At 69.7% G+C, this 23,590-nt stretch carries 23 protein-coding genes; 9 read left to right on the top strand and 14 right to left on the bottom strand.

What is annotated here, in order from left to right:
* Positions 1-20: 20 nt before the first annotated feature.
* A complete protein-coding gene (locus HHL11_RS03510; protein WP_169417057.1) occupies positions 21-644 on the top strand; it encodes a response regulator transcription factor in 624 nt (207 codons plus the stop codon).
* Here the strand turns inward: HHL11_RS03510 and HHL11_RS03505 are convergent, their stop codons facing one another.
* The 8 genes from HHL11_RS03505 to HHL11_RS03470 form a co-directional block, all read right to left on the bottom strand.
* Positions 645-3,002 (bottom strand): hybrid sensor histidine kinase/response regulator, encoded by a 2,358-nt coding sequence (locus HHL11_RS03505; protein ID WP_169417056.1) that lies wholly within the window; start codon positions 3,000-3,002, stop codon positions 645-647. It lies immediately after the preceding gene.
* A 64-nt stretch (positions 3,003-3,066) separates the two neighbouring features.
* Positions 3,067-4,719 (bottom strand): autotransporter outer membrane beta-barrel domain-containing protein, encoded by a 1,653-nt coding sequence (locus HHL11_RS03500; RefSeq protein ID WP_169417055.1) that lies wholly within the window; start codon positions 4,717-4,719, stop codon positions 3,067-3,069.
* Positions 4,720-4,825: 106 nt separating this feature from the next.
* Positions 4,826-6,073 (bottom strand): FIST signal transduction protein, encoded by a 1,248-nt coding sequence (locus HHL11_RS03495; protein WP_169417054.1) that lies wholly within the window; start codon positions 6,071-6,073, stop codon positions 4,826-4,828.
* An 11-nt stretch (positions 6,074-6,084) separates the two neighbouring features.
* Positions 6,085-6,714 carry a PhaM family polyhydroxyalkanoate granule multifunctional regulatory protein gene (locus HHL11_RS03490; protein ID WP_169417053.1) on the bottom strand — a complete coding sequence of 210 codons (630 nt, stop codon included), beginning with the start codon at positions 6,712-6,714 and terminating at the stop codon, positions 6,085-6,087.
* Between the two features lie 62 nt (positions 6,715-6,776).
* Entirely contained in the window at positions 6,777-7,232 is a 456-nt protein-coding gene (locus tag HHL11_RS03485; protein ID WP_169417052.1) for a copper chaperone PCu(A)C, read from the bottom strand.
* Positions 7,233-7,249: 17 nt separating this feature from the next.
* Positions 7,250-7,753, bottom strand: a complete 504-nt coding sequence (locus HHL11_RS03480) for a YcnI family copper-binding membrane protein (protein ID WP_169417051.1) — start codon at positions 7,751-7,753, stop codon at positions 7,250-7,252.
* A 70-nt stretch (positions 7,754-7,823) separates the two neighbouring features.
* A complete protein-coding gene (locus tag HHL11_RS03475) occupies positions 7,824-8,183 on the bottom strand; it encodes a hypothetical protein (protein ID WP_169417050.1) in 360 nt (119 codons plus the stop codon).
* Between the two features lie 22 nt (positions 8,184-8,205).
* Positions 8,206-9,000 (bottom strand): enoyl-CoA hydratase/isomerase family protein, encoded by a 795-nt coding sequence (locus HHL11_RS03470; protein WP_169417049.1) that lies wholly within the window; start codon positions 8,998-9,000, stop codon positions 8,206-8,208.
* Positions 9,001-9,119: 119 nt separating this feature from the next.
* Between HHL11_RS03470 and otsB the strand changes: the two genes are divergently transcribed.
* Genes otsB through otsA form a run of 3 tightly spaced genes read left to right on the top strand, consistent with a single transcriptional unit; the run spans position 9,120 to position 13,056 of the window.
* On the top strand, positions 9,120-9,860 hold the full coding sequence (gene otsB / locus HHL11_RS03465; RefSeq protein WP_169417048.1) for a trehalose-phosphatase: 741 nt from the start codon (positions 9,120-9,122) through the stop codon (positions 9,858-9,860).
* Positions 9,857-11,656, top strand: coding sequence for a glycoside hydrolase family 15 protein (locus HHL11_RS03460; RefSeq protein ID WP_169417047.1), 1,800 nt, complete (start codon positions 9,857-9,859; stop codon positions 11,654-11,656). The genes otsB and HHL11_RS03460 overlap by 4 nt, the downstream gene beginning before the upstream one ends.
* Positions 11,653-13,056 (top strand): alpha,alpha-trehalose-phosphate synthase (UDP-forming), encoded by a 1,404-nt coding sequence (otsA, locus tag HHL11_RS03455; protein ID WP_169417046.1) that lies wholly within the window; start codon positions 11,653-11,655, stop codon positions 13,054-13,056. Before HHL11_RS03460 ends, otsA begins: the two co-directional genes overlap by 4 nt.
* A 30-nt stretch (positions 13,057-13,086) precedes the next feature.
* On the opposite strand, the gene HHL11_RS03450 is transcribed toward otsA, so the two are convergent.
* The 4 genes from HHL11_RS03450 to HHL11_RS03435 all read right to left on the bottom strand — a co-directional run bounded on the left by HHL11_RS03450 (position 13,087) and on the right by HHL11_RS03435 (position 17,413).
* On the bottom strand, positions 13,087-14,799 hold the full coding sequence (locus tag HHL11_RS03450) for an OPT/YSL family transporter (RefSeq protein ID WP_240979994.1): 1,713 nt from the start codon (positions 14,797-14,799) through the stop codon (positions 13,087-13,089).
* A 51-nt stretch (positions 14,800-14,850) separates the two neighbouring features.
* Positions 14,851-15,231 carry an STAS/SEC14 domain-containing protein gene (locus HHL11_RS03445; protein WP_169417045.1) on the bottom strand — a complete coding sequence of 127 codons (381 nt, stop codon included), beginning with the start codon at positions 15,229-15,231 and terminating at the stop codon, positions 14,851-14,853.
* A gap of 61 nt (positions 15,232-15,292) precedes the next feature.
* Positions 15,293-16,261 carry a Bug family tripartite tricarboxylate transporter substrate binding protein gene (locus HHL11_RS03440; RefSeq protein WP_169417044.1) on the bottom strand — a complete coding sequence of 323 codons (969 nt, stop codon included), beginning with the start codon at positions 16,259-16,261 and terminating at the stop codon, positions 15,293-15,295.
* 138 nt (positions 16,262-16,399) lie between these two features.
* Positions 16,400-17,413, bottom strand: a complete 1,014-nt coding sequence (locus HHL11_RS03435; protein ID WP_169417043.1) for a fumarylacetoacetate hydrolase family protein — start codon at positions 17,411-17,413, stop codon at positions 16,400-16,402.
* Positions 17,414-17,513: 100 nt separating this feature from the next.
* On the opposite strand from HHL11_RS03435, the gene HHL11_RS03430 reads away from it, so the two are divergent.
* The 4 genes from HHL11_RS03430 (at position 17,514) to HHL11_RS03415 (ending at position 20,571) form a co-directional block, all read left to right on the top strand.
* Complete coding sequence (locus tag HHL11_RS03430) at positions 17,514-18,290, top strand: IclR family transcriptional regulator (protein ID WP_169417042.1); 777 nt, start codon at positions 17,514-17,516, stop codon at positions 18,288-18,290.
* Complete coding sequence (locus HHL11_RS03425) at positions 18,287-19,363, top strand: DUF3108 domain-containing protein (protein WP_169417041.1); 1,077 nt, start codon at positions 18,287-18,289, stop codon at positions 19,361-19,363. The genes HHL11_RS03430 and HHL11_RS03425 overlap by 4 nt, the downstream gene beginning before the upstream one ends.
* A gap of 131 nt (positions 19,364-19,494) precedes the next feature.
* The gene (locus HHL11_RS03420; protein WP_169417040.1) at positions 19,495-19,767 is read left to right on the top strand and encodes a BTH_I0359 family protein; all 273 of its coding nucleotides are present in this window, start codon (positions 19,495-19,497) and stop codon (positions 19,765-19,767) included.
* 81 nt (positions 19,768-19,848) lie between these two features.
* On the top strand, positions 19,849-20,571 hold the full coding sequence (locus HHL11_RS03415; protein ID WP_240979993.1) for a ChaN family lipoprotein: 723 nt from the start codon (positions 19,849-19,851) through the stop codon (positions 20,569-20,571).
* Here the strand turns inward: HHL11_RS03415 and aptA are convergent.
* Together aptA and HHL11_RS03405 are read right to left on the bottom strand one after the other, a co-directional pair.
* Positions 20,568-21,902 (bottom strand): omega-aminotransferase AptA, encoded by a 1,335-nt coding sequence (gene aptA, locus HHL11_RS03410; RefSeq protein WP_169417038.1) that lies wholly within the window; start codon positions 21,900-21,902, stop codon positions 20,568-20,570. The genes HHL11_RS03415 and aptA overlap by 4 nt on opposite strands.
* A gap of 66 nt (positions 21,903-21,968) precedes the next feature.
* On the bottom strand, positions 21,969-22,661 hold the full coding sequence (locus tag HHL11_RS03405; protein WP_169417037.1) for a DUF4197 domain-containing protein: 693 nt from the start codon (positions 22,659-22,661) through the stop codon (positions 21,969-21,971).
* A gap of 79 nt (positions 22,662-22,740) precedes the next feature.
* Here HHL11_RS03405 and purU point away from each other — a divergent pair, with 79 nt between their 5' ends.
* Positions 22,741-23,589, top strand: coding sequence for a formyltetrahydrofolate deformylase (purU, locus tag HHL11_RS03400; protein ID WP_169417036.1), 849 nt, complete (start codon positions 22,741-22,743; stop codon positions 23,587-23,589).
* The last annotated feature ends 1 nt before the right edge of the window (position 23,590 follow it).

The raw sequence follows: 23,590 nt of genomic DNA, 5'->3' as shown, positions 1-23,590 counted from the left end.
GTTGTTGGGGACACGAAGCGATGAAGGTATTGCTCGTTGACGACCACGCCCTCTTCCGCGAGGGCCTGGCGCTGCTCATGGCGCAACACTGGCAGGACGTCGAAGTGCTGCAGGCCGAACGCCTGGCGCAGGCGATCGCAATGGTCAGGCAGCACGTCGACCTCGACGTCGTCCTGCTGGACCTGGCGCTGCCGGACAGCCAGGGGCTGGACGCGCTCCCGCGCATGCACGAAGCGGCGCCCGACGCGCGCATCGTGGTGCTGTCGGCGGACGACTCGGTCGCCACCGTGCGTGGCGCAATCGACCAGGGCGCAGCCGGCTTCATCCCCAAGACCGCACAGGGCAGCACGCTGCGCGCCGCGCTCGACGTCGTCCTGGGAGGCGGCGTCTACCTGCCCGGCGGCCCCCCACTGCATCCATCAGCGACGCCGGAGCGCACGCTGGACCTGACGCCACGCCAGCTGGAAGTGCTGCACCTCCTGATCCGCGGCGCGACCAACAAGCACATCTGCCGCGAACTCGCGATGGCGGAGTCCACCGTCAAGACCCACCTGGCCGTGATCTTCCGGCGGCTGGAGGTGAGCAATCGCACGCAGGCCGTGTTTGCGGCCGCGCGGCTGGGGCTGCGGCAGGCGCGGGCCTGATCAGGCCGCCGGCGCCGCGGCAGCGGCCGCGATCGCCGACAGCAGCTGCTCGGTGCGAAAGGGCTTGTGCAGCACCGGCAAGCCGCTGGCGGCCAGCGTGGAGATCACCTGCGGCGAGGTGTCGCCGGTGACGACCAGTGCGGGCACCGCGCCCAGCCGCCGGCGCACCATCTGCACCACCTGCGCCGCACCGCCACCGGCCAGCCGGTTGTCGCTGACCACCAGGTCGGCGCCAGCCAGGTGCCCCGCATCCAGCGCCTGCTGCAGGCCGGCGAGGCCGTCGAACTCCGTGACTTCCGCGCCCCAGTGCGTGATGCGCAGCCGCATGGCTTCGCGCACCGCCGGATCGTCTTCGACCACGATCACGTGCCAGCCGGCGAGAGGCTCGCGGCGGGTCGCGGCCGACGGCGCCTCGGCCTGCGGCACGCGCGCGCCCGGCAGGTCCAGCGAGAAGCAGCTGCCGCGGCCCGGCCGCGATTGCAGGCGCAGGCCGCATTCGAGCGCCTGCGCGCAGCGCTTGACGATCGCCAGCCCCAGGCCGAGGCCGCGGGCGCGTTCGCGCGCCGGGTTGTCCAACTGCACGAATTCCTCGAACACCGCCGCTTGCTGGTCGGCCGGGATGCCGTAGCCGGTGTCCCACACCTGCAGCAGCACGCGGTTGTGGGCGCGCCGGCGCGCTGTCACGAGCACGCCGCCGCGCTTGCTGTGGCGCAGGCCGTTGCTCACCAGGTTGCGCAGCATCTGTTCCAGCAGCACGGGATCGGTGTGCACGGCCAGTTTCGTCGGCCGCCAGCGCAGTTGCAGGCCCTGGTCCTGCGCCAGCGCACGCTCGTGCGCGGAGACGGCGTCGAACAAGGGCTGCAGCGCGACGTGCTCCAGCCGCGGCTTCATCGTGCCGGACTCCAGGCGCGACAGGTCCAGCAAGCCCTTGAGCAGCGCTTCGAGGGAAGCCACCGCATCGTCGATGCGATCGACCATCGCGCCGGGCGACTGCGCCGTGCCGCGCTCGCGCAGCAGGCCCACCAGCAAGCCGATGGCCGCGACCGGCTGGCGCAGGTCGTGGCTGGCGGCGGCGAGGAAGCGCGACTTGGCGGCGATGGCCGTCTGCAATTCCTGCGTGCGTTCGTCGACGCGGTGTTCCAGGTCGACGTTCAGCAATTCCACTTCGCGCAGCGCCGTCATCAGCCGCGACACCAGGCTCCAGACGATGCACACCAGCATCAGTACGCCGGTGTAGTGCGAGACGTAGTAGCAGTCGTAAGGCAGCTTGCTGCTCAGGAGCATGGCGTCGCGCAGCGACAGCACGACATAGGTGATGGTCGATGCGGCCATCAGCGCCGATTCGACGCTGCGCTCGCGCCAGCCCTTGCGCAGCAGCAGCGCGATCAGCAGCAGGAACAGCGCCGTGGCCGGCACGGTCATGATCGCCATCGCCTGCCCGATGTTGGACATCGAGCCGCTCGCGACCACCAGCGTGTTGAGCACGGCATAGGTCCACACCGCGCGTTCCACCCAGCGCCAGCGCAGGCCGCTGAAGCGCAGCACGAACAGGCCGAAGAGGGTGTTGAACCAGGTGTGGCCCAGGAACACCAGCACCGCCCATTGGTCCAGCGTCAGCGGCAGCGTGTCGAGGAAGATGTTGCTGTTGCGCGCCGCCCAGACCAGGATGGCCAGGCCGAAGAACAGGTACATCGCATCGCGCCGCTGCGTGGCCCACCACATCAGCAGCATCAGCAGGCCGGCGACGGCGGACACCGCGCTGGCCACCATCGCGCCATCGTGCTGCCAGAACTGGCGCGAGCGCGCGATGGGCGCCAGCTGCTCGCTGCTCGCGAGCTGCACATGCGACAGGCCGGCGCGGTAGCGCGCGGGGCCCGAGACCTGCAGCTGCAGTTCGTTGCCCGATTCGCGCAGCAGCGCCACCGGCAGGTCCAGCAGCAAGGGCGCGTTCCAGCTGCGCGCGGCGCCGCTGGCAGGTTGCGCGTCCCACAGCAGCGAGCCATTGAGCAGCACGCGGCCGTTGGTGGCCAGCCGCGGGATCAGCACCGCGGGCGCATCGATGCCGCGCGGGTCTAGGGGCACGCGATACCAGACGCTTGCCGCGCCCTCCGGCCGCGTGAGCTTCCAGTTGTCCGGGAGCGTGACCGGCTGCCAGGCCGCGCCGGCGCCCGGCAAAGGCGTATCGGCCGAGGGCGCGACCAGCGCCAGCGCCCGCGTCAGCCGCTGGCCGGGCCAGCGCTGCGTGTCGTGCGTGAGCCACTGGGCCCAGGCCAGCGACAGGGCCAGCATGGCCACGCAGGCCAGGGGCAGCAGGGCGGCCCGCAGGAAGGCACTGAAACGCGGAGAAGCGGCGTGCATACGGTCGAGCATAAGGGACGAGGGCGGCGCGCCGGCCGCCCCCTGGGCTTCCCCGGCCTGCCGCTCAGGGCTGGTTGAGGGAGACGTTCACGAAGTGCTTGGTCGGCACCGAGCTCACCGAGATCACCAGCCCGCCCAGCGGCAGTTGCACCACGCCGTTGCACGAGAAGGCGCCGCCGGTGGACGACGTGCAGCCATTGGTCGCGCGGTAGCGCATGCCGGAGAACGGCGTGTTGAAAGCCAGCGTGTCGGAGTGGCTGTCCGAGGTGAACTTCCGCGTCGCCGTCTTCGCCGCGGCATCGACCGCCGTCACCGTGTTGGTGTCGGCCGTGACCGCGCCTACGGTGCTGCCGTTGACGCTGACCTGCCAGAAGCTCGTGCTCGAGCCCACCGTGGGCAGCGCCAGGTCCGCCTGCTGCGCGAGCACGACGACGCCGCCATCCTCCGGGCTCACCACCAGCATGAAGTTGCGGCCCGCGGCGTTGCGGAAGGCGAAGATGCGGCCTTGCGACACGCCCTGCTCCATGTAGTCGAAGCCGCCGTTGGCATTGGCGACCAGCTTGCCCTTGTCCTGCGTGTCCTGGGTGCACTGGCCGTAGCCCAGCGGGCAGTTCACCGAGACGCCGTTCTGGCCGTCGGCGGCGAACACGGTGGTGCCGAACTCGCCGGCCTGGTCGTCGAAGGTCGGGCCGTACTGGAGGCGGTCGTAGGTGCCGGCGAGCGCGGCCAGGTCGAGCGCCTGGTCGGGGACGGCGAGGGCCGCGACGGCGCTGGCGCCGCTGCCTTGCAACATCATCGCGACACCACCACGCGAGAACAGCAGGCGCGTGCCGGCGGCGTCGTTGAGCGCGTAGTCGCAGCTCGCGTTGCGCGTCAGCGTGTAGCTGCTGCCGCCCAGCGTGGCGCTCATCGCTTTCGCATCGACCTGCAGGGAACCGCTCTGGCCGTCGACCAGGTGCACGTAGCGCAGGCCGCCGGTCTTGAGGGCGGCGCAATCGCTGCTGGCCGGAGCCAGCACCGTGCCGACGGTCGCCGCGCTGGTCTGCGTGCCGGTGGCGCTGGTGCTGGACACCGCCGTCACCAGTTCGGCCAGGCTGCTGCCGGCTGCGGTGATCGTCACCTGCAACTGGTCCAGCACGCCGTCATAGCCCGTGTGGCTGCCGGCCGTGAGCGCGCCCGCCAGGATGTCGGCCACATTCGTCGTATCGACGCCTGCCGCCTGCAGCGTCTGCAGCAGCGCGGCCTGCGCGGCGGCCACGTCGGCGGCGCTGATCGTGACGGTGGCACTGAAGCCCGCGACATAGGCCTTGGGGTCGCCGCCCGTCAGGCGCGCGAGCAGCAGCTCGGTCAGCGGGGTGATGTTGACCGTGGTCGCGGCGTCACCCGTGCCGGCGGCAACCGAATGCAGCTCGGTCGCGCCGTCGGTGCTCTTCGCGGTCAGCACGCAGGGCAGCTTGCCGCCCGTGATGCTGGCCGTGTACTTGCCGTTGGCATCCGCGGTGGCGGTGGCGCTGCCGCTCGCGCACTTCAGCGTGATGGCGGCGTTGGCCAGCGGCGCGCCCGTGGCGGCCGTGCCGGACACGCTCAGCGCGGCGGCCGGCGTGGTCGGCGTCACAGGGGTGGACAAGGTCGAATCGCTGCTGCCGCCGCCGCAGGCGGCCAGGAGCACGGGCAGGGAGATCGCGGCGGCGCGCCGCGCAAATCGGTGGAACAGCAAGATGGCTCACTCCGTTTGTTGAGACGGGAGCCATCGTGGAGCGCCACCCTCCGGCGGGCCATCGGCCAATCAGCCTCGGCCATCCGGTCGATGGCGCGCCGCGCCCTTAACGGAATACGGTCAGCACGCCCGTGTAGCCATACAGGTGGTTGCGGGCGATCTCGCCGCCGGCAAAGAAGCCCACCAGCGGCACGTCGCCCAGCGCACGCCGCACGATCTGCATTTCCGCGCTGGGGCCGCCGAAGTGCGGGCCGCCGCGGCCGGCGCAGCTGACGTAGATGGCGCCGGCGATGCGGCGCTCGGGGCTGGGCGCGGCGCCGGCGTCGTTGGCAGCCAGCGCGCTCGCCACGGCCAGCGGCAGGTCTTCCGGTTCCAGCTCCTCGCGGATCTCGGCGCAGATGCGCACCAGGTCGGCCCGCGCGGCTTCCGCGTTGCGGCGGCAGAAGGCAAGCTGCATGCCCTCCTCCACCTTGCTCGCGATCGCCACGCCGCGCCGCTGCGGGTCGATGCCGACGATGTGCCGCACCACCACGTCGGCGCCGAAGTGGCCGGTGCGGCTGACGACATCCTGCGAGGCCTCGGTCAGGCCCACCAGCGTCTGGCGCAGCGCGGCCAGCGCGGCTTGCGGCTGCTCCAGCGAGATGCCCAGTTCCTCCAGCATCAGGTCCAGCGCCGGTTCGCCGTCCAGCTCCTGCACCAGGTTGCCTTCGCAGGCGGTGATGCCGCGCGCGGCGCCCACGGGCTGGCAACCTTGCGTGACGCGCGAGACGAGCTCCACGCCTTCACCGAAGGCGACGCCGGACAGCCCGCCGGTGAACACGCCACCGGCCTTGCCGTGGCCGCCCAGGTTGCCGTTGCCGCCGACGGCGAACTGCACCACGTCGCTGCGGCTCGAAGCCAGTCCGCCGAACAGGTAGCCGGTGGCCGTGCGGTCCGCCATCTCCGCGATCAGTTCGGCGACGTCGGGCGTGGCCGCATCGGCATGCACCAGCGCGGTATGCGGGCGGAAGGCGGCGGGCAGCGGCGCGACACCGGAGAACACGCGGTACTGGTCCGGCGGCAAGGCGCACAGCATGATGCCCAGCGCCGGCTCGTCGAAGTACTCCACGTTGGAAGAAGCGATGCCCACGCCCACCGTGCCGGACCAGTCGGTGACTTCCGGCAGCTCCGCGCTCACGTGGTCCAGGATCTCCTGCGCCGAGGACGCGTAGTGGTCCGTGATGTACAGCAGCCCCAGCGTGGGTGAGGAGGCGTAGTCGGGCAGCGCCATCTGCGCGCGCAACTGCGCCAGCACCAGGCCGGCGGCCATCTGCCACTGCGGGTGCGTGGCGTGGCCGAAGGGAAAGAGCTTCAAGGCCGGCTCCGTCATGCGCTCGCGGACTTGCGCGCGGGGGGGCGGCGCGCCGGAGCCTTCTTCGCCGCAGCCTTCGCGGCCGGTGCGGCCTTCGCTTCCTTGCGCGTGCTTTCGGTGGCGGCGGCCACGTCCTTCATCGCATTGGCCGCGATCTCCTGGAACTGCTGCGTGAGCGCGCCCCACCACTGCAGCGGATCGACCGGCGCGGCGCCGGCGCTGCCGTTGCCTTTGGCGGCTTTCACCTTGGGCTCGGGCTCGGGCCTGGCTCGCGCGGGCTTCGCGGCCTCCGGCGGCGGCGTCTGCTTCAGCGGCTCGAGCGGCTTCAGCTTCAGCGCTTCAGCCAGTTCACCCATGCTGAAGTTCATGCCCTTCAAGGTGGCCAGCGTCATCTTCTGCACTTCCAGCGCCTGGATGGTGGCGGCGAGCGCCTTGCTGTTCTGGTCCAGCCAGAAGTGCACGGCGCGCAGCTCGGAGATGCGTTTCTCCAGTTCCTCGACGTTCAGCGTCGGCGCGACCCAGCTGGAGAGGTTGGGCATCTGCGGCACCGCTTGCGAGGCGCCCTTGGCCAGGTTCTGCAGGAAGTCGAAGCCCGGCACGAACTTGCCGAAACCGAAGGCGCCGCTGCTGGGGTCGTCCGCCATGGCGCATCTCCTCGTGGATGGTGATGGGGGCAGCTTACCCCAGCCCGGCGGGGCCGGGAAGTTCAGTGCTTGTGCATCATCGGCGCGGCCATCGCCACCGGCAGCGACACCGTGGTGGTGCGCTCGGCGCCCTTGGCATCGCGGAAGCGCAGCGTCAGCGGCACGCGCAGGTCGGGCTTGAACTGCGCCTTCAGGTCCATCAGCATGAAGTGGTAGCCGCCGGGCTTGAGCTCCACGGCCTGGCCCGGCGCGAGCGGCAGGCCGTTGACCGGGTGCATGCGCATCACGTCGCCCTCGAGCTTCATCTCGTGCAGTTCGACGATGCCCGCGGCCGGCGAGCTGGCGCCCACCAGGGTGAGCGGCTCGCGCGCAGTGAGGCGCATGTAGGCGGCGCTGGAACTCTGGCCCTGCATCACGGCACGGGCCCAGCCATCGTCGATGGCAACGGGCGCCGGGGCCTGCGCCTGGGCAGTGATCGCCACGGCGGCAAAGGCGAAGCTGGCAAGCAGTCGGTTCATGGATTTCTTCCTCGCGTTCAGTGCATGTGGCCGTGTTCGTCGCCGGCGCCGGGCAGCACTTCCAGTGCGGCCGCGGGGCTCTTCAGCTCGTGCAGGGATTGGCCCGGGCGCGGCACTTCGACCCAATCGGCGCGGCCGGTCTCGCAGACCTGGCGCACCGGCCAGTAGAGCGTGCCGGCCTGCGAAGGCAGGCGCGCGACCAGCACGAACTCGTCGTAGAAGGCGCTGGCCAGCATGTCGTCGCGCGTCTTCGCGGTCCAGGTGACGCGCGAGACTTCGCCGCCGGCGGAGTCCACCGCGAGCGCCCAGCCCGCCTTGGGCATGGGATGCACTCCCTTCACGCCGGCGGGGACATCGACCACCAGCTGGCGCGTGGCGAACTCGCCGCAGCCGTGGCCGACCTTGAAGCTGGCCTTGTAGCCGCTGTCGGCGGGCGCCGCGGGGTATTCGAGGGTGACGTGGGCACTGGCAGCGGCGCCGAGGAGCGCCAGCAGGCTGGCGAGGGGAGCGAAACGATTCATGAGAGGCATCCAGGCAGGGACGGCAGCACGCCGTCCGGAAGGGAACACGCCGGCTCGCGCCGGCCCAGGTTCAGGCTTGGATGCTGGCGGGGGGCCCGCGTGCCGGCGGCGGGGCCAGCGCGGCGGGCGCTACCGTCGCGACTTCCTGCACCAGCAAGGGCATGGGGCCGGCCGGCGGCAGGCTGGGCAGCGCGATCACCGGCGGCGGCGCGATGGCCGGGCTGCACAGCGGGCAGTCGATGGAAGCGAGCTTGACGCCCGCAGCGTCGTCGCCGCTGCCGGGCAGCAGCTTCATCACGCCGCCGGTGCAGATGGCCTCGAGCGAAGCCTGCGGATGCAGCACCGGCGCCGCCACCCCGATACCGACGTGCAGCGCGAACCACGCCAGCACGAGGCGGGCGAGCAAGGGCAGCAGGCGGCGGGGGAGCATGGGCTCGATTATGCGTTTGGTTCTAGAACTTCGGCACGCGCCGTTCGCGCAGCGACGCGATGCCTTCCTTCACGTCCGGGCCGCCGAAGCCCATGAACTCCAGCGCCAGCGAAGTGTCGAAGTTCGGCCCGGCCTGCCGCAGCCAGTTGTTCAGCGAATACTTGGTCCACTTGATCGCGCTCTGGCTGCCCTGCGCCAGCCGGTCGGCGATCTCGTAGGCCTTGGGCAGCAACTGCTCGCCATCGACGGCGAGCGACACCAGGCCGATGCGCTCGGCCTCTTCGCCCGTGACCGGTTCGCACAGCAGCAGGTAGTACTTGGCCTTGGCCATGCCGCACAGCAGCGGCCACACGATGGCCGCGTGGTCGCCCGCCGCCACGCCCAGGCGGGTGTGGCCGTCGACGATGCGCGCGTCGCGCGCGGCCACCGAGATGTCGGCCAGCAGACCGGCCACGAGGCCCGCGCCCACGGCCGGGCCGTGCAGCGCGCTGACGATGGGCTTGTCGCAGTTGACCACGTTGTAGACGAGGTCGCGCGCTTCCTTCCACACGCGGCTGCGCGTCTCGAAGTCGTTGGCCATGTCCTGCACCAGGCCCAGGTCGCCGCCACCGGAAAAGCCCTGGCCCTCGCCGCGCAGCACGGCGCAGCGCACGCTGTCGTCGGCGTTGAGGTCGCGCCAGATCTCCGCCAGCTCGCGGTGCCCTTCGTGCCCGGCCGTCGGCAGCTTGCCGTTGGCGGCCTTCATCTGGATGTCGAGCACGCTGTCGTTCGGGCCGCGGCGGCTGATCCGGAGCGTCTGGTAGCGGTTGTAGTCCATGAGCAAGTGTAGGGGCACGTAACGCGCTTTTTACCCGTCGCCGTGTAGGCGCCTTCCTACGCCGGCCGGCGGTCGGGACGTCTGGCGACCGCGGCGGGCCTTTGCTAGGGTGACATCGCATGACGCTCGCGGAGATCCTCCATCCCACCTGCGCCCTGTTCCTCGATTTCGACGGAACCGTGGTCGACCTCGCACCCCAGCCGCATGCCGTGCATGTCCCGGAGCCGCTCATCGTGTCCCTGCGTGAGCTGCACGAGTACCTGCGCGGCGCCGTGGCCGTGATCTCCGGGCGGCCCATCGCCCAGATCGACGACTTCCTGTCGCCGCTGCGGCTGGCTGTCGCCGGCGTGCACGGGGCCGAGCGCCGCACCGCGATCGGCGAAGTGATCCTGCAGGCCACGCATCCGCTGGACAACGTCGAGGCCGCGGCGCATCGGCTCGCATCGCAGCACCCCGGCCTGCTGGTCGAACACAAACGCGGTTCGGTGGCGCTGCACTATCGCCAGGTGCCGGAGCTCGAGGAAGAGTGCCTGCACGCCATGCAGGAGGCCGTCGCCGATTCGCCCGGCCTCACCTTGCTGCGCGGCAAGATGGTCGTCGAGGCCAAGCCCGGCGGCGCCAGCAAGGGCCGCGCGATCGAGGACTTCCTGCAGGAGCCGCCCTTCGCGGGCCGCACGCCGGTGTTCATCGGCGACGACCGGACCGACGAAGTCGGCTTCTCCACCGTTCAGCGGCTGGGCGGCATGGGCATCAAGGTGGGCGAAGGCGCCACCGTCGCCTGGCACCGCCTCGCCGACCCCGCGGCCCTGCGCCGCGAAATGGAGGCGGCCGTCGCCGCCCGCATGACGAGAACATCATGAACGCAAGAACAATCGCCCCGCCTTCGCTGCAAGTGGGCATGATCGGCAATTGCGCCTTCAGCGCGCTGGTCGATCGCCAGGCCCGCATCGTTTGGTGCTGCCTGCCGCGCTTCGACGGCGACCCGGTGTTCAACGCGCTGCTCGATCCCAGCGAGAACGGCGCCGACTGGGGCTTCGAGCTGGAGGACTTCGAGCGCAGCGAGCAGGAGTACGAGCCCAACACCGCGGTGCTGCGCACGCGCCTGTACGACCGCCGCGGCCAGGGCATCGAGGTCACCGATTTCGCGCCGCGCTTCTGGAGCCGCGGCCGCATGTTCCGGCCCTTGACCCTGGTGCGGCGCGTGAAGGTGCTGCAGGGCTCGCCACGCATGCGCGTGTGGCTGCAGCCGCGCTTCGACTGGGGCAAGTTCCCGGCGCAGGTGACGCAGGGCAGCACGCATATCCGCTATGTCGGCCCGGGCGCCACGCTGCGCGTCAACACCGACGCGCCGATCTCTTACATCCTGTCGCGCACCTTCTTCGTGGTCGACCGGCCCATGAACTTCATCATGGGCCCGGACGAGACCCTGGCCAGCGGCATCGAGGACACGGCGCGCCTGTTCGAGCAGGAGACGGTGAGCTACTGGCGCTCGTGGTCGCGCGCGCTGGCGCTGCCGCTGGAATGGCAGGACGCGGTGATCCGCGCGGCCATCACGCTGAAGCTCTCGCTGTTCGAGGACACCGGCGCCATCGTCGCCGCCATGACCACCAGCATCCCCGAGGCGCCGGGCAGCGGGCGCAACTGGGACTACCGCTATTGCTGGTTGCGCGACGCCTTCTTCGTGGTGCGCGCATTGAATTCGATCTCCGAAGTGGCGACGATGGAGGAGTACCTGCGCTGGCTGATGAACATCGTCATCCGCTCCGGCGGCGGCCACGTGCAGCCGCTGTATGGGATCGGGCAGGAGGAGAGGCTGCCGGAGGCCATCCTGGAGCACCTGCCCGGCTACCGCGGCATGGGCCCGGTGCGCGTGGGCAACCAGGCGCAGGAGCACTTCCAGCACGACGTGTACGGCAACATCATCCTGGCGGCAGCCCAGGCCTTCCACGACCACCGCCTGCTGCGGCGCGCCGGCCGCGCGGAGTTCGTGCACCTGGAAGCGGTGGGTGAACAGGCCTTCAAGATCTACGACTCGCCCGATGCGGGCATGTGGGAGCTGCGCACCCGTTCGCGTATCCACACCTCGTCGGCGCTGATGTCCTGGGTGGCCTGCGACCGGCTCGCGAAGGTCGCCGCCTCGCTCGGCCTGCCGGAGCGCATCCGCTACTGGCGCGAACGCGCCGACACCATCCGCAACCGCATCCTCAAGGAATCGTGGAGCGAGGAGCGCCAGGCCTTTGCCGAAAGCTTCGGCGGCCGCGACCTCGATGCCAGCGCGCTGCTGATGGCCGAAGTGAACATGATCGACCCGAACGACAGCCGCTTCATCGCCACCGTCGATGCGCTGGAGCGCTCGCTGTGCGACGGCCCGTTCATGCGCCGCTACGAGGCGGCGGACGACTTCGGCAAGCCCGAGACCTCCTTCAACGTCTGCACCTTCTGGCGCATCGACGCGCTCGCGCGCATCGGCCGCAAGGCGCAGGCGCGCGAGATCTTCGAAGTGATGCTGAAGCATCGCAACCACCTGGGCATGCTGTCGGAGGACATCCACCCGATCACCGGCGAGATGTGGGGCAACTTCCCGCAGACGTACTCGATGGTCGGCACCATCAACGCCGCCGTGCGCCTGTCGGCATCCTGGGACTCCGTGATTTGAGCCGCCTCGTCGTCGTTTCCAATCGCATCGCGGACCCGCGCAAGACGGCGGCCGGCGGCCTGGCCGTGGCGCTGGCGGAAGTGTTGAACGGCACCGGCGGCCTCTGGTTCGGCTGGAGCGGCAAGATCGTCGACGCCACCGAGGGCGACGACGTGCACTTCATGCAGGCCGGGCCCGTGAAGCTCGCGACCGTGGACCTCTCGCAGGTCGACCACGATGATTTCTACCTCGGCTACTCCAACGGCGTGTTGTGGCCGGTGTTCCACTACCGGCTGGACCTGGCGGATTTCGATGCCGGCTACATCGCCGGCTACCGGCGCGTGAACCAGCTGTTCGCGCGCAAGCTGATGCCGCTGCTGCAGCCGGACGACGTCATCTGGGTCCACGACTACCACCTGATCCCGCTCGCCGCGGAACTGCGCGCGCTGGGTTGCCAGCAGCGCATCGGCTTCTTCCTGCACATCCCGCTGCCGCCGCCGCTGATCGTGGCGGCCATCCCGGGCCACGACTGGTTGATCCGGGCGCTGTTCGCGTACGACCTGGTCGGCTTCCAGAGCCAGGCCGACCTGGCGCACTTCGCGGGCTATGTCGAGAGCGAAGCGCACGCGCAGCCGCTGGGCGACGGCCGCTGGCGCGCCTTCGGCCGCACGGTGCATGCGGGCGCCTTCCCGATCGGCATCGACGTCGAGGAGTTCACGCAACTGACGCAGGCGCCGGAGGCGATGGAGATGTACGAGCGCATGAAGCGCGAATACTCGCGCCGCCGGCTGCTGGTCGGCGTGGACCGGCTCGACTACTCCAAGGGCCTGCCGCAGCGCATGCGCGCCTTCCGCGAGTTCCTGCAGAAGAACCCGGACCTGCGCTCCAGCGCCACGCTGATCCAGATCGCGTCGCCCAGCCGCGAGGACGTGGAGGCCTACAGCGACCTGCTGCACGAACTGGAGAGCCTGTGCGGCTCCATCAATGGCAACTTCGGCGAGCTGGACTGGATGCCGGTGCGCTACATCCACCGCACGGTGGCACGCGCGCGCCTGCCGGGCCTGTTCCGCGCGAGCCAGGTCGCACTGGTCACGCCCTTGCGTGACGGCATGAACCTGGTCGCCAAGGAGTACCTCACCGCGCAGGACGAGGAAGACCCGGGCGTGCTGGTGCTGTCCCGTTTTGCCGGCGCGGCGGAGCAGCTGCGCGAGGCGCTGCTGGTGAACCCCTACGACACCGAGGGCACGGCCGCGGCGATCCTGCTCGCGCTGCAGATGCCGCTGGAGGAACGGCGGCTGCGCCACCAGGCGATGATGAAGACGATCCGCCAGTACGACGTGCACTGGTGGTGCGACAGTTTCCTCAATGCGCTGCAGGAAGCGCAGGCGGAGGAGAAGGGGACTTCCTGGCTGCGGTTATGAAAGCTGGGGTGCGCTGGCGTGCAACCCCGCCTACAAGACCGCCAGCAGGCCTGCCACTCCAAGCGCAAGGGCTGCCAATGCGTCGCCCGCAATCAAGCCACCGCCAAACAAGGAATTCGCGCTCATATCCTCCGGCAGGTCCTCGCTCTTGCGCGTGCGCAGCGCCAGCAGGTCCGCTGTGACGCCGCCCGCCGCCAGCCACGCGGAGGGCGCGAGGTTGAAGAAGCCGCCGAAGGACAGCGCATACGGCGAAGGCAGCAGCACCGCATCGAGCAGGAAGTGCCGCGGCTTGATCCACTTGCGCAGCAGCTCGATCGCCAGGCCCACCGCGATGCCGGCATAGATGGCCGTGCGCTGCCAGGGCTTGTCGTCGGTCAGGCTGCGCAGCACGCCCACGAACTTGTACGTCATGGCCGATCCCCATTCGGCCGGCTGCTGGTCGGCGGTCATCACCGTCTGGTCCTGCAGCAGCACGGGATAGGCCGCCATGAAGAGGCGCGCGAAGGCCACGGCCAGGATCGCGCCGACCAGGATGCCCAGCACCTGGTAGCGGAACTGCAGCACGCGCGGCGTCCCCAGGCGCCAGCCGGTGGAGCGGTCCTGCTGCATGTCGCAGGCCACGCTGGTCGAGACCAGCAGCACCGCGCCGGCCATCAGGCCCACGCCCGGATCGCGCAGGCCCAGTCCCGCCATCACGACCACCGCCACCACGAAGGCCGAGGAGATCGGGTTGGAGTCGCTGATGCCCACCGAGATGCCGTTGACCAATGCGAACAGGAACACCAGCACGATCGCCAGCACCAGGAACAGCACCGGCTGCCCGAGCAGCCCGTGGCCCGCGGCGACGATGCCGGCGCCCCAGAAGGCGATCCACGCCAGCAGCCGCCCCACGTGCACCTGCTGCCAGGCGGCCTGTTCCCCCGCGGCCGCGCGCCGGGCGCCGGGCAAGGCACGCATGAAGATCAGCGCAAGATCGACGATCGCCGCGCCCATGATGGTGCCGAGCGCCACCAGGAACATCGCCTTGCGCGGCGGGTCGCTGGGAACCAGCCAGCCGAGCGCGACGAACCAGGGCTTGAGCGCGACCGACAACAGCCCGCCGATCAATGCGGGGACGCCGATGCGCGCGCCGATCACCATGCCGGCGCCGAAGGTGGACGCGGAAGCCTCGATCGCGCCCAGCGCCGCGATGCGCGGGATCGCCAGCCCGGCGACCAGGCCCGTCGCGACGCCGCCGCCCAGCGCGCGCACCGAGCGCCGCAACAGCGCCGGGTCGGTCAGCGCGCGCAGGATGTTGGCCACGGCGAGCCCCGAGGGGTAGACCAGCCGCAGGTTGTCCACCAGCACCGGCGTGTAGAGCATGCCCACGCCGACCCCGAACATGCCCACGCAGGTGAGGTACAGCACCAGCTGCCACGCCGGCGGCTGCGGCAGGCCCAGCCAGGCCATGGCCTGCACCAGCACCGCCATGCCGCTCATGCTGGCGACCGAAGCCGCGGCCGTCTGGATGTAGTTGGCGCCGTGCTTGCCGCTCGCGCCGTAGCCCACGGTGACGACGGAGCCGAGCAGGCCGGCGAGCACCTGGCCGCCGACGAAGAAGCCCAGCGAGAAGTTCATGTAGGCCGCGGTCACGCCAGCCAATGGACCCAGCACCAGCATGCCCACGACGGCAAGCAGCAGGTGGTAGCGCCGGCTGCCCTGGGGCGGCAGCCAGGCCCATAGTCGGGGCGCGGGCACGCTCATCGCCGCGAGTATGCGGGCGGGAAGCGGCCAGCGGTATGCGGAGCTGCGTGCCTAGTCGCGGGGCGGCAACAGCACCCACTCCATCGCGTCCTCGTACGACAGGAAGGCGCGGATGCGGGTGAAGCCGTGGCTGGCGGCCAGCAGCGCGAAGAAGCGGGCGTGGTCGAAGCGCTCGCGCGGGCACAGCACCGCCGTCTTGCGCATGAAGGTCTCGCCGTAAGGCTGCAGCGATCCGGCCAGCTCGTGGAGTTCGGCCGGCGTGAGGCTGCCGCTCAGGTTGCGGATGTCCACCAGCAGGTGGAAGTCGCCCAGCCCGTCGGCGGCGCGGGCGATCTCCGCCAGCGCGCGCTGCGCCATGTCCAGGTCCACCTGCCCGTCGGGACGGGCCCGGAGGAAGTCCGAATGGTGGATGACCCGCAGGTTGGTGGGCATGGTCCATTGTTCGCGCGCCCGTCGGGCGGCCGCAATGGACCAAGGGCCTACCCCCGCAGCCTCAATCGAGCTTGACGCCCGCGGCCTTGATGATCGGGCCCCAGCGCTTGGCCTCTTCGCGCGCCATGGCCTTGAAAGCGGCCGGCGTGCCGGGCAGCACTTCCATGCCGAAATCGGCGGCGCGCTTCTGCACCGCGGGGCTGGCCAGCGCCTTGTTCAGCTCGCTGTTGAAGCGGGTGACGATGTTCTCCGGCAGGCCCGCCGGGCCCAGCACGCCCTGGAAGGCGTAGACCTCGGCGCCGGGCACGCCCGCTTCGGCCAGGGTCGGCACATTGGGCAGCGTTGGCGCGCGCTTGGCCGAGCCGATGGCCAGCACGCGCACCTTGCCGGACTGCATCACGGGCAGGCCGCCGGCCAGGTCCAGGAACATGCAGGGCACCTGGCCGCCCATCACGTCCTGCAGCGCCGGCGCCATGCCGCGGTAGGGGATGTGGGTGATGAAGGTGCCGGTCCGGTTCTTGAACAGCTCCATCGCCAGGTGGTGCGGCGAGCCGTTGCCGGGCGAGGCGTAGTTGACCTGGCCCGGATGGGCCTTCACGTAGGCCACGAACTCCCGCAGGTTCTGCGCCGGGAAGTCCGGCTTCACCACCAGCGCCAGCGGGAAGCGGCCGATCGCGCCGAGGTAAGCGAAGTCCTTCTCGGGGTTGAAAGGCAGCTTGGTGAACAGGTGCTCGTTGAAGGCAAGGATGGCGTTGTCCGCGGACAGCACCGTGTAGCCATCGGGCTTGGCATGCGCGGTCTGCTCACCGCCGATGTTGGTGGCCGCGCCGGGGCGGTTGTCCACCAGGATCTGCTGGCCCAGGGCCGGCCGCATCGCTTCGGCCAGCGTGCGCGCGATCACGTCGGTGCCGCCGCCCGGCGGATAGGGCACGATCCAGCGGATCGGCTGCTCGGGTTGCCAGGACTGCGCCAGCACGGCGGGCGCGGTGAAGGCGGCAGCGGAGGCCGCGAGGAAGCTTCTGCGTTGCATTTGTCGTATTCGGTTGAAGTTGGAACTGCCGGACGCAAAAGGCGCAAAAGCTACGCGAAAGTCGCAAAAGAAATCCGGATGTTCTTTTGCGGTTTTTGCGAAACCTTTGCGTCCTTTGCGTCCTTTGCGTCCTTGTATTCAGGCTGCAGCGTTTACCACTTTCTGGTCGATCGCGCCGAAGATGCTCTGGCCGTCCTTGCCCTTCATCTCGATGCGGATCGTGTCGCCGAAGCGCATGAAGCCGGTGGCCGGCTTGCCGTCCTGGATGGTTTCGATGGCGCGCTTTTCGGCGATGCAGCTGTAGCCCTTGGGCCAGTCGGTCTGGCCCTTGTCGTCGGTCACGCCCTTGTTGCTGACGGTGCCAGAGCCGATGATGCTGCCGGCGCGCACGTTGCGCGTCTTGCAGACGTGGGCGATCAGCTGGCCGAAGTGGAAGGTCATGTCGGGGCCCGCGTCGCACATGCCCACCTTGCGGCCGTTCCAGGCGCTTTGCAGCACCAGGTTCAGGCGGCCGCCGGCCCAGGCGTCACCCAGTTCGTCCGGCGTCACCGCCACCGGGCTGAAGGCCGTGGCCGGCTTGCTCTGGAAGAAGCCGAAGCCCTTGGCCAGCTCGTTGGGGATCAGGTTGCGCAGGCTCCAGTCGTTGGCGATCATCACCAGGCGCACGCCGTCCAATGCCTGCTCCGGCGTGGCGCCCATGGGCACGTCGCCGGTGACCACGGCCACTTCGGCCTCGAAGTCGATGCCCCAGTCCTCGCTGCCGAACCTGGCCTCTTCCAGCGGACCCAGGAAGTCGTCGCTGCCGCCCTGGTACATCAGCGGGTCTTCGTAGAAGGTCTTGGGCACTTCGGCATTGCGCGCCGCGCGCACCAGCTCCACGTGGTTGATGTAGGCCGAGCCGTCGGCCCACTGGTAGGCGCGCGGCAGCGGCGCCATGCACATGGCCGGATCGAAGGGGAAGGCGTGGCGCGCCTTGCCCTGGTTCAGCGCTTCGTAGAGGTCCTGCAGCTGGGGCGACAGGAAGTTCCAGTCGTCCAGGACCTGCTGCATCCTGCCCGCGATGCCGGTCGCATAATGGGCCAGACCGAGGTCGCGCGACACGACCACCAGTTGCCCGTCGCGCGAGCCGTCCTTGTACGTTGCCAGTTTCATCGTCGTTTGCCCTCGGTATGCGGATGCGCTAGAGTCCTTCGACCATTACGCATTGTGAAATGAATTTACCTATTCGTAATTCTAGCGGAGCCCTCGCCGCATGAAGGAGCGCGCGGGCATCCAGTCGGTGGAGGTGGGATTCGGCTTGCTGCAGGCCCTGGGCGAGGCGCCGGGGCCGCTGATGCTGCGCGACCTGGCGCGGGCGGCCAACATGAGCGCCGCCAAGGCGCACCGCTACCTCGTCAGCTTCCAGCGCCTGCAGCTGGTGGTGCAGGACGCCGCCAGCACCCGCTACGACCTCGGGCCGGCGGCGCTGAAGCTGGGCCTGGCCTCGCTGTCGCGGCTGGACGCCGTCAAGCTGGCGCGCGAGCGCGTCGCCCGGCTGATGGAGGAAATCGGTCACACATTGGCCCTCGCGGTGTGGGGGAACCATGGTCCCACCATCGTGCACTGGGAGGAATCGCCCCAAGCTGTCACCGTGAACCTGCGACTCGGTGATGTCATGCCCCTGCTCAGCTCCGCCACCGGCCTTTGCTTCGCCGCCTATGCGCCCAAGGACGCGATCGCCGGCATGCTGAAGGAAGAACTGGCGCGGCTGCAGAAGCAAGGCCGCCCGGACCTGCCCACCACGATGGCCGAGGTGCGCGCCTTGCTGGACGACGTGCGCAAGCACGGCGGCTCGCGCGTCGTCGACACGCTGCTGGCCGGCATCGTCGGCTTCTGCGTGCCGGTGTTCGATTCCGACGGCCACATGGCGCTGGGCATCGTCGCCATGGGCCCCACCGGCAGCTTCGACCCCGATTGGGGCGGCGCCGTGGAAAAACCGCTGCGGGCCGCCGCCGCGCAACTTTCCAGCGACCTGGGCCATCGCGGATGAAGCGCGCACCGGCCGGCACCCTGAGGCGGCTGCTGCCACTGGCGGCGGGTGTGCTCGCGGTGCACCTGGCCTTGCTGCGGATGCCGGCGCTGGAACTGGCCGCGAAGCCACCGCAAAGCGGCACCAGCTTCGCCACCCGCGCGATTGCGGCGCCCGTGCCCGCCCCTGCATTCGAGCCGGCACCCACCCTCCTTCCGGTGGCCCTGGAAGTTCCGGCCGCTCCGGCCCCGCGGCCGCGCCGTGTCGCACCGCCGCGGCCAGTTGTACGCGCGGAGCCCCTGCCGCTCGTGGCGCAAGCCCTGCCCGAGCCCGCTGCCCCGGCGCCTGAAGTCGCGCCCAGCAGCGCACCGCTCGGCGCAGGCAGCGCGGTCCTCGCCGCCTCGGCGCCGCCTTCGCAGGCCTCGGCCCCGCCCGCCACCGTGCCGAAGGGGGTCAAGCTGCCGCCGACCGCGCGCTTCCACTACGAAGTCACGGCCACCTACAAGGGCCTGCCGCTGCGCGGCGAAGGCGAGATCGCCTGGCAGCAGGACGGCAACAGCTACGAACTGCAGATGGACGCGCGCAGCCCGTTGCTGGTGGGAAGCCGGCGCCAGCGCAGCATGGGCCGCATCACCGCGCACGGCCTGGTGCCGGAACACTTCTACGACCGCGCGCGCAGCGAGCAGGCCGCCCATTTCGACCCGGACAAGGGCCGGATCACCTTCAGCAACAACCAGCCGGACGCCGACTGGGCGGCCGGCATGCAGGACCGATTGAGCGTGGTGCTGCAGCTGGCCGGCATCATGGGCGGCCAGCCGGCGCGCTTCCCGGCGGGCTCGCAGATCGTCGTGCCCACCGCCAGCACGCGCGAGGCGGAAACCTGGGTGTTCACGGTGGAGGCCGAAGAGGACCTGGAGCTCCCCGGTGGCACGGTGCACGCCGTGAAACTGGAGCGCCTGCCGCGCCGCCAGTACGACGTGAAAGTCGAACTGTGGCTCGCGCCCCGCATGGATTACGCGCCGGTGCGCCTCCGTCTGACGAATCCCAATGGGGATACCGTCGATCAGCGCTGGTCCTCAACCGACAAAGGCTGAGCGTCCCCCGGCCTATCTTGTAGCCATGGACAACCCGTCCAGCCGCCTGCGGAGCGGCGCCGGTGAAGCGGGCGTGAAGCCACTTGAATCGGGGCCTGCCGCAGCCAGCTAGAGGCTACAAGGAATCAATCATGCAAATGCTCTATGACTCCGACACTTTCGTCGTCGTGCACCTTCAGGCCAACGCGCCTGAAGAGGGCGAGGCGCTCCCCAACACGGTGCGGCACGGCTTCGAAATCGTCGACAAGCGCTCCAACAAGGAGGTCTACCTCGACGGCACGTGGGCGGACGCCTTCCAGCGCCAGATCAACGCATGGCAGCTGAACACGCCGACCCAGGAAGAGGTGGAGGCGACGCTGGACGGGTACGCCGAGCTGGCCCAGAACCCCTTGGTGATTCACTGACGGCCATGGAATTGCACCAGAAGCCCGGCCGCCGCCGGGCTTCGTCGTTTCGGGGCCCCTGGAACGCTTAGCATGCGCCCCATGCGCTACCCCCTCGCCGCCGCGCTGCTGGCCCTGGCCGGCTGTGCGGCTCCCCTCCCCGACCTCGGCGGCGCCGGCGCGGTGCTGCTGGGCGAACAGCACGACGCGCCCGGCCAGCCAGCGCTGCAACGCCAGTGGGTGGACGACCTGGCCCACCGCGGCAAGCTGGGCACCCTGGTCCTCGAAATGGCCGATCGCGGCGCCAGCACCGCGGGCCTGCCGGCCAGCGCCGGCGAAGAGCAGGTCCGCGCAGCGCTGCACTGGAGCGACCAGGCCTGGCCCTGGGACCGCTATCGGCCGGCCATCATGGCGGCCGTGCGCGCCGGCGTCCCGGTGGTGGGCGCCAACCTGCCGCGGGCCGAGATGCAGCAGGCCATGCGCGACACGTCCCTGGACCGGCTGCTGCCCGGCCCGGCGCTGAAGGCGCAGCAGCAGGCCGTGCGCCTGGGGCACTGCGAGCTGCTGCCGGAAAGCCAGATCGCGCCGATGACGCGCATCCAGATCGCGCGCGACCTGTCCATGGCCCGTACGATCACGGACGCAGCCGCGCCGGGCAAGGTGGTGGTGCTGGTGGCCGGCGCCGGCCACGTGCAGCCGGATGTCGGCGTGCCGCTGCACCTGGCCAGCGAGCTCGGGGCCCGGCCGGTCGTCTTGCCCGGCGAGCCCACGGGCCGCGATTACTGCGAGGAACTGCGCGAGCAGATGTCGCGCAAGGCTTCCTAGGCGTGCTTCCTGACGGAGTCCGCCAGCGTGTTCACCAGCTGGTCGATGTGGCTCTTCTCCACGATGTAGGGCGGCGCGATCACCAGCACGTCGCCGGCCGGCCGCACCAGCGAACCCTTCTTGAAGCAGTCGACGAAGATGTCGTAGGCGCGCTTGCCGGGTGACCCGGCGATCGGCGCCAGTTCCACCGCGGCCGCCAGGCCCAGGCTGCGGATGCCGATCACGTTCGGCAGGCCCTTGAAGGTGGAATGGAAGGCGTCGCCCAGCACCTTGCCCATCTCGCCCGCGCGGGGGAACAGGCCTTCCTTCTCGTACACGTCCAGCGTGGCGATGGCCGCGGCGCAGGCCACCGGGTGGCCCGAGTAGGTGTAGCCGTGGAAGAACTCGATGGTGTGCTCCGGCGCGTCGGTCTTCATCATCGCGTCGTACAGCTTGTCGCGGCAGATCACGCCGCCCAGCGGGATGACGCCGTTGGTGACGCACTTGGCGAAGTTCAGCATGTCCGGCACGACGCCGTAGAAGTCGGCGCCGAAGTTCGTGCCCATGCGGCCGAAGCCGGTGATGACCTCGTCGAAGATCAGCAGGATGCCGTGCTTGTCGCAGATCTCGCGCAGGCGCTGCAGGTAGCCCTTGGGCGGCAGGTACCAGCCGGCCGAACCGGCCACCGGTTCCACGATGATCGCGGCCACGTTGCTCGGGTCGTGCAGCGGCAGGATGCGCTGTTCCAGCTCCGCCAGCCAGTCCTCGCCGAACTCCGGCTCCACGTTGTGGATGTAGGCGGCGTTCTTCGGGTCGTGGATGAAGCGCATGTGGTCCACGCGCGGCAGCAGCGCCGTGCCGTAGGCCTTGCGGTTGGCCGGGATGCCACCGACGCTCATGCCGCCGAAGCCCACGCCGTGGTAGCCGCGCTCGCGGCCGATGAAGACGTTGCGGTGGCCTTCGCCACGGGCGCGGTGGTAGGCCAGGGCCACCTTCAGCGAGGTGTCGGCCGCTTCCGAACCGGAGTTGCAGAACAGCACCTTGTTCAGGTCGCCGGGCGCCATCGCCGCGATCTTCTCGGCGGCCAGGAAAGCCTGGTCGTTGCTGGCCTGGAAGGCGGTGGCGTAGTCCAGGGTGTCCAGCTGCTTCTTGATCGCTTCGTTGATCGGTTTGCGGTTGTGGCCGGCGCCCACGCACCACAGGCTGGAGATGCCGTCGATGACCTGCTTGCCATCGTGCGTGGTGAAGTGCATGCCGTCGGCAGCCACGAACACGCGCGGGTCCTTGCGGAAGGCGCGGTTCGGCGTGAAGGGCAGCCAGTGGCTGTCCATGTTGAAGTCGTTGTAGGCCATGGGGTACTCCTGGAACGAAGCCCCATTTTGCTACTTCGGGCGCTGGGGTCGCGGCGCGAGCCCAGCCTACTTCAGGGCGCCGAACACCTTCGACAGGATCGCGCTGCCCGTACCCACCGGGTCGCGGCGGATCTTCTTCTCTTCCTCGCCGATCATGAAGTACAGGCCGTCCAGCGCCTTGCGCGTGACGTAGTGGTCGACGCTGGCGTCTTCCTGCTTCACCAGCCCGAAGCCGGCTGCCTTGCCAGCCACCAGGTCGTACTTGGCGGCCAGGTCCACCTTGGAGGTGGCCTGCTTCACCACCGGCAGGAACTGCGCCGACAAGGGCGTGCGGGTCTTTTCGGCGAAGAAGTTCGTGACCGAGGTGTCGCCGCCGGTCAGGATGTTCTTGGCGTCGGTCACCGTCATCTTCTGGACGGCCCCCACCAGCAGGTCCTTGGCCATGGGCACGGCGTTCTCCGCCGCCCGGTTCATCGCGGTTTCCAGGTCGTCCACCTGCTTCTTCTGCCCCAGGGCGCTGAGCAGCTTGGCCGCGTCCTTCAGGTAGCCGGGCAGGGGAATGTGCACCTGCGGGTTGCCCAGGAAGCCGCCCGGTTTCCCCAGCAGCTGGATGGCGCTCATGGCGCCGGTTTCCAGGGCCGTCTTCAGGCCCTTGCTGGCGTCCAGGTCACTGATGCCGGCCAGGCCCTGCGCCTGTACCCGGGTGGCGGCCGCCAGCGCTCCCAGCGCCAGCCAGGCCGAAATCTCTCGGCGGTCCATATCGTTCTCCTCTGAGCCATCGATCATGCCCGGGCCGCCAAAAGCGCGTCAACGGCGCCCCTGCGACAATTGCACCGATATGTCTCACGCCTACATCCTCACCCTCTCCTGCCCGGACCGGCCGGGCATCGTGCATGCCGTTTCCGGTTTCCTGCTGGAGCGGGGCGGCAACATCGAGGAAGCCGCGCAGTACAACGACCACGACACCGGCCTGTTCTTCATGCGCGTGCGCTTTGCCTGCGGGCAGCTGGCGCCGGAGGACCTGCGGGCGCAGCTGAAGTCTTTCGCCGAAGGCTTCAAGATGGACTGGAAGCTGCACGGCGGCGAGCAGCCGGTGAAGACCGTGATCTTCGTCAGCAAGGAAGGCCACTGCCTCAACGACCTGCTGTTCCGCTGGAAGAGCGGGCTGTTGCCGCTGGACATCCGCGCGATCGTCTCCAACCACCGCGAGTTCTACCAGCTGGCGGCCAGCTACAACGTGCCCTTCCACCACATCCCGGTGACGGGCTCGACCAAGGCGCAGGCCGAGGCGCGCCAGTTCGAGGTGATCGAAGCCGAAGGCGCGGAGCTGGTGGTGCTGGCGCGCTACATGCAGATCCTGTCGGACGACCTCTGCCGCAAGCTGTCCGGCCGGGCGATCAACATCCACCACAGCTTCCTGCCCAGTTTCAAGGGCGCCAAGCCCTACTACCAGGCACACGACCGCGGCGTGAAGCTGATCGGCGCCACCGCGCACTACGTGACGGCGGACCTGGACGAAGGCCCGATCATCGAGCAGGACGTGGCCCGCGTGGACCACGGCTACACGGTGGAAGACCTTACCGCCACCGGCCGCGACACCGAGGCGCAGGTGCTCGCCCGCGCCGTCAAGTGGCACTCCGAGCACCGCGTGCTCCTGAACGGGCACAAGACCGTCATCTTCCGTTAGG

The sequence above is a fragment of the Ramlibacter agri genome (assembly GCF_012927085.1).
GTDB lineage: Bacteria > Pseudomonadota > Gammaproteobacteria > Burkholderiales > Burkholderiaceae_C > Ramlibacter > Ramlibacter agri.
Note: the sequence above shows the minus strand (reverse complement) of the source record. Positions and strands in the feature narration are given on the sequence as shown.

Coding starts and splice junctions, on each gene's coding strand:
- HHL11_RS03415 (WP_240979993.1), top strand. CDS start 19,849: ATGCGCTACCCCCTCGCCGCCGCGCTGCTGGCCCTGGCCGGCTGTGCG.
- HHL11_RS03435 (WP_169417043.1), bottom strand. CDS start 17,413: ATGAAACTGGCAACGTACAAGGACGGCTCGCGCGACGGGCAACTGGTG.
- HHL11_RS03480 (WP_169417051.1), bottom strand. CDS start 7,753: ATGAATCGTTTCGCTCCCCTCGCCAGCCTGCTGGCGCTCCTCGGCGCC.
- HHL11_RS03485 (WP_169417052.1), bottom strand. CDS start 7,232: ATGAACCGACTGCTTGCCAGCTTCGCCTTTGCCGCCGTGGCGATCACT.
- HHL11_RS03445 (WP_169417045.1), bottom strand. CDS start 15,231: ATGCCCACCAACCTGCGGGTCATCCACCATTCGGACTTCCTCCGGGCC.
- HHL11_RS03490 (WP_169417053.1), bottom strand. CDS start 6,714: ATGGCGGACGACCCCAGCAGCGGCGCCTTCGGTTTCGGCAAGTTCGTG.
- otsB (WP_169417048.1), top strand. CDS start 9,120: ATGACGCTCGCGGAGATCCTCCATCCCACCTGCGCCCTGTTCCTCGAT.
- purU (WP_169417036.1), top strand. CDS start 22,741: ATGTCTCACGCCTACATCCTCACCCTCTCCTGCCCGGACCGGCCGGGC.
- HHL11_RS03425 (WP_169417041.1), top strand. CDS start 18,287: ATGAAGCGCGCACCGGCCGGCACCCTGAGGCGGCTGCTGCCACTGGCG.
- HHL11_RS03505 (WP_169417056.1), bottom strand. CDS start 3,002: ATGCACGCCGCTTCTCCGCGTTTCAGTGCCTTCCTGCGGGCCGCCCTG.
- HHL11_RS03420 (WP_169417040.1), top strand. CDS start 19,495: ATGCAAATGCTCTATGACTCCGACACTTTCGTCGTCGTGCACCTTCAG.
- HHL11_RS03470 (WP_169417049.1), bottom strand. CDS start 9,000: ATGGACTACAACCGCTACCAGACGCTCCGGATCAGCCGCCGCGGCCCG.
- HHL11_RS03450 (WP_240979994.1), bottom strand. CDS start 14,799: ATGAGCGTGCCCGCGCCCCGACTATGGGCCTGGCTGCCGCCCCAGGGC.
- aptA (WP_169417038.1), bottom strand. CDS start 21,902: ATGGCCTACAACGACTTCAACATGGACAGCCACTGGCTGCCCTTCACG.
- HHL11_RS03430 (WP_169417042.1), top strand. CDS start 17,514: ATGAAGGAGCGCGCGGGCATCCAGTCGGTGGAGGTGGGATTCGGCTTG.
- HHL11_RS03460 (WP_169417047.1), top strand. CDS start 9,857: ATGAACGCAAGAACAATCGCCCCGCCTTCGCTGCAAGTGGGCATGATC.
- HHL11_RS03405 (WP_169417037.1), bottom strand. CDS start 22,661: ATGGACCGCCGAGAGATTTCGGCCTGGCTGGCGCTGGGAGCGCTGGCG.
- HHL11_RS03510 (WP_169417057.1), top strand. CDS start 21: ATGAAGGTATTGCTCGTTGACGACCACGCCCTCTTCCGCGAGGGCCTG.
- HHL11_RS03440 (WP_169417044.1), bottom strand. CDS start 16,261: ATGCAACGCAGAAGCTTCCTCGCGGCCTCCGCTGCCGCCTTCACCGCG.
- HHL11_RS03475 (WP_169417050.1), bottom strand. CDS start 8,183: ATGCTCCCCCGCCGCCTGCTGCCCTTGCTCGCCCGCCTCGTGCTGGCG.